Raw genomic sequence first — 10,840 nt, 5'->3', positions numbered from 1 at the left:
CAGACCGGTCGCCCACCGAAGCGCTGCTGCCACTGGCGCCCCCGCTCCCGCGCGGCGACGGGTTCCGGCAGGTCATATTTGATATTACCGGTCACCACCACATGCTCTGCCCCCAGGCGGCGAAAAGCCGCCGCATCCTCCGAACCCTGGGCCGCAATGGCGCTCATACTGGCCAATGCGGGGGCAAAGAGCGTCCGGAAACGTGCGTAACCCCGAAGCGAACGCTGCGAGAGCCGGGCATTGGCCAGCATCAGAGGCACGCCCTCGCGGCTGGCTGCATGACAGAGATTGGGCCAGATCTCCGTTTCCATGATAATCCCCAGGCGCGGTCGCTGGCGGCGCAAAAAGCGCGTGACCGCCGCGGACAGGTCATAAGGCAGGTAATACTGCAGCACTTCCGTACCCAAACGCTGACTAACTACAGCAGCTCCCGTCGGCGTTGTGCTGGTCATCAGAATGGGCACCTCCGGATAACGTGCCTGCAAAGCCCGCACCAGGGGAATCGCCGCGATGGTCTCCCCCACACTCACCGCATGAATCCAGATGGGCCGATCCGAACGGCGCGGCCCCCAGCCGAAACGCTCCCACCAGCGCTCCCGGTAGGCAGGTCGTCGCCAGGCCCGCCAGAGGGTAAAACCCAGAACGACAGGGCTGAGCAGCCAGAGCAGAAAGGCGTAGAGGTGGCGACTCATCATTCGCGGTGCAAAATACGGTCGGTCAGCCAGTCCAGACGATACCAGGGCCGGAAGTTTTTCAGGACGCGCTCGCGATCATACCCGTCCTTGATCCAGGCACGCAGGGTCAAGCCGGGCTGGCAGGCGGCAGCATCGTGGTAACTGATGAAAAACCAGTCGAGAATGCCGGTATTGGCATGCCGGATATGACCGAAAGGCCACAAACGCAGTTGCCGCTGCGCCTCGCTGAGGGGTATCCCCCGCACCAGATGCAGATACAGCACGCTGATGAAACCGGCCCGATCCGCGCCGGATTTACAGTGCAGCAAAAAAGGTTGGGGTAATTGATCCAGCACCTCTATGGCCGCCAGCAACTTGTCGCGTTCCGGCAGGTCCCGGGAGCCAAAGCCGTGCAGGGTCAGGTGCGTCATGCCCAGGGCATCACAAGTCTCCTGCTCCAGACGGTAATGGGGTTCGTGGGGTGCCGGGGCACGCAGGTTCAATACCGTGCAGAGACCATGCTTTTGCTGCCAGTGCCGTAACTGGACCGGCGACGGCTGGGCCGAGCGAAACACCCCTGTTGCAATCTCGTGAAAATTTGCATAAAACAGCTCGCGGAAAATGCCGTGATCCGTCCAGAACTGGTGCCGCCGGTAGCGGCGGCGCTCATCCGGCAGGAGCACTAGGGGGTATTTCATGATCGCTGCTCCAGCAAAGGGGATAAGGCCGTCCAGACCTGCTCTGGGCGTAATGCCTGCTGGCAGAGTATCAGGCCATTTTTTGCTTCCGGCAACGGGCATCGGGATTTACCGCACGGCGCGCAAGGCTCGAGGCTTTGCAGGCTGGCCTGATGGTCCTCCGCCACAGAAAATCGATCCCTGGCCGTCGGTCCGTACAAAGTAACCCCCGCCAGCCCCAAGGCACCGGCCAGATAAGAAAGTCCTGTATCCATACCGACATAGGCATCAGCCCGCACGATCACAGCGGCGAGCTCCAGCAACGTAGCGGGGGGCAGGGCGACCACATTATCCGTTTGCTCCGCAATGCGCTGGGCTCGCGCCGCCTCGCGCGCATTGCCCGCGGGCAGCAACAAACGCAATCCCGCCTGTCGCAACAGGGCGGCCAGTGCCCGCCAATAGTCTTCCTGCCATTCCTTGTTTTCCCGCGAGGTCCCGTGAAACCCCAGCACAAAGGGTTGCTGCACCAGTTCCTTCCAAGGCTGCGCCAGTGTGTCTTTACGCAGGCGCGTAGCGGCCACCTGCAAACCATAATCTGGCGGCGTCTCCGGCAAGGGGTAGTCTAGAGCCTGGGCGAACAGTTGGCGATTCCGGCTGATGGCGGACTGCCCCCAAGCCACAGGAAAGCGACGATGATAGAGCCGGGCGGCACCCGGTTCGCGGGCGCTGGCGGCATCCAGACCCCACAGTGGCGCCCCGCCCAAGCGGCCCAGCAACGCACTTTTGTAGAGGCCCTGGGCATCAAGAATTTGATCATACCCCTCTGCCCGCAAGTCTCGCCGCAAATCCCGCAATGCGACCGCCAGCCCGCGCCACCGCTCTTTATAGTTGCGCAGAGAGAACGGAATCACCCGCGCAGCCCCTGGATGCAGCAGTGCGATGGGCGCAAATGCGGGCTCTACCAACCAATGCAAGTGCAAATCCGGCCGGGCCTGCTGCAAATCGGTCACCGCCGGCAGGGTATGTAGCACGTCGCCCATGGAACTCAGGCGCAGCAGGAGGAGTTTCATAATCTATTGGCAAACCGCACTAATCGTGATCCGTTTCGCGTTCGCGGCATTCCAGTTCATACAAGTAGGCCTGTTTCATAAATGAGGAAAAGGCACCCGCGTACGCGATCATAACCCCGCGATACCCATCCCTCCATGCACTTTTGAGTATCAGATCGCGAAGAAAACGAAGCCACGGTGATAACACTAGTTTAAAAGGGTTCATCCGGGCACCTTTTGAATATTTAACCGAAGATGTTGTCCGCGCATAGGAGATAAGCTTAGCAAGCTGATCATCCAAATCCCGATAAGTATAATGAAGTAAGTCGCCATTCAGCTTGCACACCGGACCCGAAACCTCTATGTGACCATGCGGATCCGGACCAACCCATTTTGAAGACTCCCGACGCACCAGCCGAAGCCGCCACTCTGGATACCAAATATGCGAGATCCAACGTCCTAAATATCGAGTACGACGATTTACAAGCCATCCGTCACAGTCATCTGGGGGGGCTGCCATTACCTGTCGAATTGAGTCACACAGCGTTGCACTAAGCGCTTCGTCAGCATCAATGGATAACACCCACGGCTGCTCACACTGATTGAATGAAAACTGATTTTGTGCAACGTTGCCAGGCCACGGATTACTAAAGAAACGAGCGCCGTAGCGCTTCGCGATCTCTTCAGTTGCATCGCTCGATCCCGAGTCTACAACGACGATTTCCGAAGCCAGATCAGCTACTGACCGCAGACAACGTTCAAGATTACGCTCTTCATTTAGCGTTATAATAGATACAGACAACGGAAATTCCATGGCATATCCCATTCTGTTAACAATATCAAATACATTAACCTCACACCAGCGTCATACCCGTGAGGTTAATCCATCTGAATGACCCAGCCCCATTTTCAGGGTCTGCCACACTTTGGAACAATCACTTTATCAAAATCCGCTCAGGATAGCCTACCGGCAGGCGAGCGCACATTACGGTGCACTGAGCCCTGAAAGCTCAATCACAGACCTTTGGTATAGAGGCAAACCAGCCATCAACGCAATAGTAATGGCGTCAGCGTACCCCCAGCTCAAACCATCGAAAAGCCCACCAATGACATAAATGGCAAAGTAAGTAAGCGCGAACCAGTTCTGCGGAAGATCTCGCGACCTCCACATTTCACGCCCCAAGGACCAGAGGAACCAGAGGAAAAGCCCAAGACCGACAACCCCCAAAGATGCCGCTTCACTGATATAGCTGTTAGCCGCAGCATTCATGACAAAATCGGGAGTCTCCGGAATCTGGTGTGCCGCCTGCATTTTCAATATGACGGGATAAAAATCACCTGTCCCTACCCCAAAAAATGGATGTGCAAGGAACATCATCACACCACCGATCATTGCCAGAAGACGAATACCCCAGCTTGAATAAATAGCTGCATGGCTCAAATTAAAACTCAACAACCCCTGAACTCCAAGCATAAAATAAGAACGGATGTATGGTATTGCCAACAAGCCAATCACAGCCAAAGAAAAAGCCATGATCATCCAGTAGCGCCAGCGTCCGGGATAGAGCATCCAAATCGCTATAGGAAGCAGAATTACGAGCAGTAATTGCCCAGAACGCCCCGGTATAACGAGCAGTTGCGCAAACAGTAGCAGACCGACAAGCACATTAACCCAGCGGGGAAAGTTCCATTGCTTCCGGAAGTCCCAAGTCAGCCACAGAAGTGCGTGGGCAATTGCCAAAGAAAGGAAAATATGACCACAAAAACCCGTATAGTTCATACCGCCGGTATTCTTCCACGGAAAAACTCCCCAAGTCATCATGGCTGCCAGGAATTCGTTGATCAACAAACCAGAAAGAAATAGCCTGATTAATAATTTTATCCAGCGCGTCTTCCAGGGCAATGTGGCGCCTATAAATGCCAAAATACCGTAACTAGTGGCTTCCGCGACCTTCATTCCGAAGAACATATCTGTGGTCCATAGCAGACCGAGGAGCGTCCAACCGATGAGCAGCGCAAGTGGTATCGCCCAGGGCCGCGCGGAAATCTGGCGCCATTCCCGCCAATGGCCGCTTACGGCATAAAGCACCAGCAAAAGCCCTACCGAGACACCGGCACCTGCCGTACTCAGCGGGAAGCTGAATAATGGCAAGGCATACGCTGTAAACATTAGCCCATCCGGGACTCTCCACTTCATGACATAAAAACCTTATTTTTATCAAGCAATCGTAAAATGCTGGACACCATCGTATCACTATCGCCACTACCATTTCCGGTCACGACGACGGATGCTTCACGATGGTAATGTTCCGGACTTGGAAAATTAAACAGCGCCAGCGTGGGTAGACCCATGGCGACGGCCATGTGGTACGGCCCGGAGTCGCTGGACACGAAGATATCACAAATCGCAAGAGCTCCCGTCAGGCCGCTGGGAGTGGTCTGGCCAGCAATATCCAGGATGTGTCCGACATCACCCCAGCGCGCAGCATATTGCCCCAGAAAATCCTGATTGATGCTGCGTTCATTTGGCGCGCCGGTCAGCAAAAGAATATGGGGAGAAGCGGCCGCAACCTGCCCCATCACTTCCACCAGAAATCCGACGGAGGGGCGTTTTTTTTCCGCATCTGGCGTACCACAACCAATGTTCACTCCGATAACAGGGCGGTCTTCTGGTAACCGGGATTGCAGAGATTCGCGAACATAGCGCCCAGCCTCCGTTTCCTGCAACACGATCCGCTGGCCATCCCGCTCCAGCCCCAAAGCCGCCAACGCCGCGAAGTCCCGCTCCGTATAGTCCATGGGCCAGGACAATTCATGCCGCTGGGCGTAGTCCTGTAAACTCGGCCCCGCATGGTCATAGAGTCGCCCCCGCCCCAGCACCTGATTCACCCCGACCGCAGGTGCCGCGCAAAAACGCCGCATCCAGCGGGTGGCGATGCTCGTCTCTATACCGAAAGGTTCGTGGTCGATGATCAGGTCCGGTTGCAGGTCCTGCGCGATGTGCCTCAGCTCCGGCAGTAATCGGCGCCACGCACGCGGGCCAACACCCCGTATACCGGCAAAGCGCCCCTCTTGCATGGACAGAAAATGGGCGCTGGACAGCAGATAGTGCTCCCGAATCAGCGCCTCGCTCGGATAACCGGGCCAGCGGCTCAGAAACACCAGATGCAGTTCCGCATCCGGCCAGCGCTTTTTGAGCACCGCCCAGGCCGCCGAACTGCGCAGGATGTCGCCGATACCTGCACTGTGCGACTTGATCAGAAGTATGCGGTGGGGTTCTACGGGTAAAGGACGTGGCATCAGCGCGGCATTCAATCCGTCTGCGGGGCCAAGGGCAGATCGACGCCGGACAGGTCTATACGGGCCACATACTCTTTGATGGATAAAGGCCGTAACATGGCTACCAGCATGACCTTTCCCCCTGCCTCAGCGAATAAACAGCCTCTATCATAAGACGTGGAGGCATCTGTGTCATCGCAGCAAGGTGGCCAGAAAATCGCGGGCGATGACATCCGCATCAAAGCGCCGGGCGTAATCCGGTCCGACCCCAGCCAAACCCTCGCGCAGAGGGACGTCTGCTGCCAGCCGCAAAATGGCGTCCCGCCAATCCGCCCATTCCCCGGCAGGTAATAACAGGCCGCTCCGATCCGCCGCAAAACTTTCCCGGATACCACCCATGGCCGCGCCCAGCACCGGGGTGGCGCAGGCCTGCGCCTCCAGGCAAACCCGCCCAAAGGTATCCGGCTCGATGGAAGGCAGGGCAAGGGCATCCATGACGCTGTACCAGGGCGTTGCCGGGTCTTGCCAGCCCAGCAAATGATGCCAGGGCTTGTCCTCCAGACGTGCGCGCAACTCCGCTTCATGGGTGCCTCCCCCCAACCACAGCCCATGCACCCGTGCATCTGTGGCATGCGCGGCGTCGATGGCGTCGGCAAGCATGAACACCCCCTTGCCCCGGTGCCAGGCGCCGACAAAGCCCACGAGAAAATCCTCATCTGCCAATCCCAAGGCGGCGCGCTGCCGCGTTCGTGCCGTGAAATCACGCTGAAAATCTGCCAGGCGCAGGGGATTCGCCAACACTTCGACACGTTCTGCGGGCACGCCCTGCAAGATCAGGCGCTCCCGCAAATAGGCGGAAATAGCGAACAGGCGCAGCGGCCAGCGCGAGAGCAGCCAGCGGGTGCTGGGCTTGAGTCGCAGATCCATGTGCCGAAAGAGCGCGAGGCGCCGCCCCTCACTGCGGCTGATCAGCGCCAGCGGCCAGTATTCCTTGCTGAAGCTGCCGATAACCCAATCCGGCTGCACCACACGGATAGCCCGACGCAGAGCACGGATGCCGCCGGGATCGGCGCTGTTGCGGAAGACCCCGAAATGCCGGGTCACCGGCGCCGTCTCCAGCGCCTGCGCGATCCGTCCTTGCGGATGCACCAGACAATGCACCTCCGCCCCCTGCTCGGCCAGGGCGCGACTCAGGGTGATCATGTGCGTCTCCGTACCGCCACCGCCGGGGTTGGTGCCCACCCAGAGCAAACGCGGGGTGGCGGTCAATGGCGCTCCTCATGTCGGGTCAGCAGTTGCAGGGGGAAAACATGGGGCGCATGATGCCCACCGACCATCACCCGCGGTAAATCCATAAGGTCAGCCCCCGGCAAGACACGGCCCCGCCGCACCGTCACTGCGGCAACAAAGCCAGCGCGCCGAGCCGCCTCCCGCTCGCGCAGCCCCACCGCACCATAGGGATAACAGAACTGGGTCACCGGCACCGCCAAAAGGCCTTCCAACTCGCGCTTGGATCCTGCCACCTCGTCATCCAACTCGGGCTCATTCAACTCCGGCAAACGGAGATGATGACGGCTGTGCGCCCCGATCTCCATTCCAGCCTCCTGCCAGCGATGTAGCTCATGCACGTTCATCAGTGGCTTATGTGTGCCTAAGTGCTGCGCATCCCAGTGATTGTCGGTACCGATGGCGGCACTCACCACGTAGCAGGTTGCCGTAAAACCATGGCGCTGCAACACCGGCATGGCATATTCGAGATTATCCCGATAGCCATCATCCAGCGTGATCACCGCCACTTTGCCTTCCCGCTCTCCGCGCAGGTAGGGCATGGCGGCAGACATGGACAGCCCTTGATAACCCAACCAGTGCAGTAACGCCATTTGCCGGGCAAAACGCCGGGGGGAGATATAAAGGCCGCGCAGCTTGACCCCCTTGGGAGCTGTTGCGACATTGTGATACATCAGAATGGGAATGGGTTTCACGCGGGCGGATCAAAATGTACGGTGTGGCGCACCACGTAGGTCTTTTTATCCTGAGACTCATGATAGATGCGCGCCAGCATCTCGCCGAGTATGCCAGTGTTGAGGAATTGCAGCCCCGCGAGGAAAAACAGCACGCCGGCAATCAGTATAGGGCGCCCGGAGATTTCCGCACCAAAACCGAATTTATCGATGAAAAGATACAGCAGCATAGCCGAGCCGATGCTGAGCAGCGCCAACCCGGTCACCCCAAAGAAATGCATCGGACGCTGGCTGTAGCTGAGAAAAAACTTCACAAACAGCAGGTCCACCAGTACCCGCAAGGTGCGGGTGATCCCATACTTGCTCTGCCCCGCCCGACGCGGATGATGGCGCACGGGCACCTCAACGATGCGATCCGTGTAAGTCAGGGTGGAAAGCCAGGCCGGGATGAAGCGATGCATTTCGCCATACAAGCGCACGCCCTTGATCACCGAGGCACGATAGGCTTTGAGGGTGCAACCATAATCATGCAAATAAACACCCGTGAGGCGGCGGATCAAACGATTGGCAATCCGCGACGGAATCTTGCGCAACAACAGACTGTCCTGCCGGTTTTTTCGCCAACCCGCCACCACATCCAGATTCTCCTCCAGCAAGCGCTGCGCCAGAGGCAGGATATCTTCCGGATCATTTTGCAGATCTGCATCCAGGGTCACAATCACTTCGCCCAGAGCCGCATCAATCCCCGCCTGCATCGCCGCAGTCTGTCCAAAATTTCGTTGCAGGTGGATGATTTTGAAACGCGCGCCGCGCGCCTCTGCCTCCCGGTCCAGCGCGGCGGCACTCCCGTCCCGGCTGCCATCATCGACGATGATCACCTCGGCATCGGCGCCCCCCAGGACATTGCTAAGGGCTGTACAGAGTGGTGAGACATTGCCGATCTCGTTATAGAGCGGAATCACGACGGAAATAAGGGCCATTTATCCGTCCCAATGCTGGAGAAATGCGCGGGCAGCGGCGGCAGGATCCTGCGCTTCGAGAATACCGGAGAGCACCGCCACACCGCGCGCGCCAGCAGCCAGCGCCGTGGGCACCCGTGCTGTTGTCATTCCGCCGAGCGCAATGAGGGGCAGAGACGATTCAGCGGCCATCGCCGCAAAAGCCTGAAGTCCCAGCGCCGCCGCACCCGGATGGCTCGGGGTGGGGAAAATCGGCGAGAGAAAGGCGTAGCGCGCCCCGAGACGCGCCGCCCGCTGCAACCCTGCGGCATCATGACAGGACACCCCGAATGCCTCATCGGGTTTTACGCCTGCGTCTGACTGCGCCTGGGTCAGGTGGCGACCAGAGCGCGGCCAGTCGGGCAGGGGATCAGGATGATTAAGGTAGACCTGCGCCCCCTGCGCCAGCGCCCCGGCGCACAGTGCCGCCAACACATCAGCGCTAGAGTCATCAGGCACCGCTTTGCAACGCAACACCAGCCAGCGCAATCCGGCACCGAGTGCCGCTTCCAGCGACCTCTGCAAATCGAGTAGGGGCACCTTGCCCGGATCGGCAATCAGACAGAGGGGCGGATGGGGCAAGGCCTCCGCCAATACGGCCGCCGTCATGCAGAGATTCGCAGGCAGGCATTCCAACGCAGGAATTTCCCAGGGATAAAGCCAGCGTACTTTCTGTCCTTCCCGCCCGTGCGCCGTGCCCAGCCAATGCCGCACCCGATAGAAATGCAGACGCACCGTCCGCTCCGGATAGGTATAATCCAACACCCGGAAAGGCTCCGGCGCCGTTACCGTAATCCCCAGCTCTTCCCAGAGCTCCCGGACCAGGGCCTGTTCCGGCGTTTCGCCGGGATCGATTTTACCACCGGGGAATTCCCAAAAGCCCGGCCAGGGCTTGCCCTCCGGGCGCAGTGAAACCAACAGACGCCCGGAGGCGTCTTCAATAATTCCGGTTGCGACGGGAACGGTGGGCATCAGCTACGGTAATCGGCGTTAATACGTACATAGTCATAGGACAAGTCGCAGGTCCAGATTTGCGCCTCGGCGGCACCCCTGCCCAGATCAACCCGCACCGGGATTTCCTCCCGGGCCATTACCATCTGCCCAGCCGTCTCGCTGTAACCGGGGTCGCGGGCACCATCCCGCACGATGCGCGTATCGCCCAGCCAGACCTGTACCCCATCCACTTCCAGGTCGTCCACGCCGGCTGAACCGATGGCCGCCAGCAAGCGCCCCCAATTCGGGTCGGAAGCAAAGAACGCCGTCTTGATCAATGGACTATGGGCCATCCGGTAAGCCACCTGCAGACACTCTGCTTCGTCACGCCCGCCCAGGATATGGATCGGAATAAACTTGGTCGCCCCCTCGCCATCGCGCACAACAGCCTGCGCCAGCCACTGCGCCACCGCCGTGATGGCGTCTCTCAGACTTACGTAGCTGGGATCCGTCGCCGCAGCGATGGGAGGCAGCGCCGCCTGCCCCGTCGCCATCAGGATGCAGGCATCGTTGGTAGAGGTATCACCGTCCACCGTAATGCGGTTGAAGGACTGTGCCATGGCCTCTTGCAGACACTGCTGCAAGGCAGTCCCATGCAAAGGTGCATCGGTAGCGATATAGGCCAGCATCGTGGCCATATCCGGGCGGATCATCCCCGATCCCTTGGCCATACCAGTTACCGTGATCGTAACACCATCCAGTTCTACCTGGCGGGAACAGGCCTTGGCGATGGTATCCGTGGTCATGATCGCTGCCGCCGCCGCTTCCCATTGATTCTCCGCCAGTTGCCCGGCCATGGTCGGCAGCACCGCCGCAATTTTCTCCGCCAGCGCCACCGCTTCGCCGATCACACCGGTAGAAAAGGGCAGCACGGCCCTGGGCGGACAACCCAACTGCTCGGCCACCACCCGACAACTCGCCTCTGCCGCCTGCAAACCGGCCGCACCCGTACCCGCATTGGCATTGCCCGTATTGATCACCAGCGCCCGCACGCCAGACCCATCTGCCAGGTGACGCTGAGCTACCAGTACGGGCGCTGCACAAAAGCGGTTGCGGGTAAAAACACCCGCCACCTGGGACCCTTCCGCGAGATGGATCAGAGTCAGATCACGACGCTTCGCATAGCGAATGCCCGCCTCCGCCACACTCAGGCGAACCCCCGCTATGGGCAGGATATTCCGGGGAGGGTGGAGACCGACGGCCATACGT

General features: G+C 59.2%; 11 protein-coding genes. All 11 read right to left on the bottom strand.

The window, feature by feature from the left end; translation table 11 throughout:
• A partial coding sequence (locus tag Q0C48_RS06905) for a glycosyltransferase N-terminal domain-containing protein (RefSeq protein WP_291522814.1) occupies positions 1 to 695 on the bottom strand: 695 nt, incomplete at its 3' end.
• Positions 692 to 1,372 (bottom strand): tyrosine-protein phosphatase, encoded by a 681-nt coding sequence (locus Q0C48_RS06900; protein ID WP_291522812.1) that lies wholly within the window; start codon positions 1,370 to 1,372, stop codon positions 692 to 694. The genes Q0C48_RS06900 and Q0C48_RS06905, both read right to left, overlap by 4 nt.
• A complete protein-coding gene (waaC, locus tag Q0C48_RS06895) occupies positions 1,369 to 2,421 on the bottom strand; it encodes a lipopolysaccharide heptosyltransferase I (RefSeq protein WP_291522810.1) in 1,053 nt (350 codons plus the stop codon). Before waaC ends, Q0C48_RS06900 begins: the two co-directional genes overlap by 4 nt.
• 19 nt (positions 2,422 to 2,440) lie before the next feature.
• Positions 2,441 to 3,214, bottom strand: coding sequence for a glycosyltransferase family 2 protein (locus Q0C48_RS06890; protein ID WP_291522808.1), 774 nt, complete (start codon positions 3,212 to 3,214; stop codon positions 2,441 to 2,443).
• Positions 3,215 to 3,385: 171 nt separating this feature from the next.
• Positions 3,386 to 4,570, bottom strand: a complete 1,185-nt coding sequence (locus Q0C48_RS06885; protein ID WP_291522806.1) for an O-antigen ligase — start codon at positions 4,568 to 4,570, stop codon at positions 3,386 to 3,388.
• Positions 4,571 to 4,593: 23 nt separating this feature from the next.
• Positions 4,594 to 5,700 carry a glycosyltransferase family 9 protein gene (locus Q0C48_RS06880; RefSeq protein WP_291522804.1) on the bottom strand — a complete coding sequence of 369 codons (1,107 nt, stop codon included), beginning with the start codon at positions 5,698 to 5,700 and terminating at the stop codon, positions 4,594 to 4,596.
• A 171-nt stretch (positions 5,701 to 5,871) separates the two neighbouring features.
• Positions 5,872 to 6,948 (bottom strand): glycosyltransferase family 4 protein, encoded by a 1,077-nt coding sequence (locus Q0C48_RS06875; protein WP_291522803.1) that lies wholly within the window; start codon positions 6,946 to 6,948, stop codon positions 5,872 to 5,874.
• Entirely contained in the window at positions 6,945 to 7,661 is a 717-nt protein-coding gene (locus Q0C48_RS06870) for a polysaccharide deacetylase family protein (protein WP_291522801.1), read from the bottom strand. The genes Q0C48_RS06875 and Q0C48_RS06870 overlap by 4 nt, the downstream gene beginning before the upstream one ends.
• Positions 7,658 to 8,620 carry a glycosyltransferase family 2 protein gene (locus tag Q0C48_RS06865; RefSeq protein WP_291522799.1) on the bottom strand — a complete coding sequence of 321 codons (963 nt, stop codon included), beginning with the start codon at positions 8,618 to 8,620 and terminating at the stop codon, positions 7,658 to 7,660. Before Q0C48_RS06865 ends, Q0C48_RS06870 begins: the two co-directional genes overlap by 4 nt.
• Positions 8,621 to 9,610 carry a Nudix family hydrolase gene (locus Q0C48_RS06860; protein ID WP_291522797.1) on the bottom strand — a complete coding sequence of 330 codons (990 nt, stop codon included), beginning with the start codon at positions 9,608 to 9,610 and terminating at the stop codon, positions 8,621 to 8,623. It lies immediately after the preceding gene.
• Positions 9,610 to 10,836, bottom strand: coding sequence for a bifunctional glutamate N-acetyltransferase/amino-acid acetyltransferase ArgJ (gene argJ / locus Q0C48_RS06855; RefSeq protein WP_291522795.1), 1,227 nt, complete (start codon positions 10,834 to 10,836; stop codon positions 9,610 to 9,612). Before argJ ends, Q0C48_RS06860 begins: the two co-directional genes overlap by 1 nt.
• Positions 10,837 to 10,840: the final 4 nt, after the last annotated feature.

It is taken from the genome of Acidithiobacillus sp. (assembly GCF_023255755.1).
GTDB lineage: Bacteria > Pseudomonadota > Gammaproteobacteria > Acidithiobacillales > Acidithiobacillaceae > Acidithiobacillus.
This window is presented reverse-complemented; position numbering and strand designations above follow the sequence as displayed.

Excerpts from the sequence above, each read along its gene's own strand:
- Q0C48_RS06890 (WP_291522808.1), bottom strand. The coding sequence starts at position 3,214 with ATGGAATTTCCGTTGTCTGTATCTATTATAACGCTAAATGAAGAGCGT.
- Q0C48_RS06900 (WP_291522812.1), bottom strand. The coding sequence starts at position 1,372 with ATGAAATACCCCCTAGTGCTCCTGCCGGATGAGCGCCGCCGCTACCGG.
- Q0C48_RS06885 (WP_291522806.1), bottom strand. The coding sequence starts at position 4,570 with ATGTTTACAGCGTATGCCTTGCCATTATTCAGCTTCCCGCTGAGTACG.
- Q0C48_RS06860 (WP_291522797.1), bottom strand. The coding sequence starts at position 9,610 with ATGCCCACCGTTCCCGTCGCAACCGGAATTATTGAAGACGCCTCCGGG.
- Q0C48_RS06880 (WP_291522804.1), bottom strand. The coding sequence starts at position 5,700 with ATGCCACGTCCTTTACCCGTAGAACCCCACCGCATACTTCTGATCAAG.
- waaC (WP_291522810.1), bottom strand. The coding sequence starts at position 2,421 with ATGAAACTCCTCCTGCTGCGCCTGAGTTCCATGGGCGACGTGCTACAT.
- argJ (WP_291522795.1), bottom strand. The coding sequence starts at position 10,836 with ATGGCCGTCGGTCTCCACCCTCCCCGGAATATCCTGCCCATAGCGGGG.
- Q0C48_RS06865 (WP_291522799.1), bottom strand. The coding sequence starts at position 8,620 with ATGGCCCTTATTTCCGTCGTGATTCCGCTCTATAACGAGATCGGCAAT.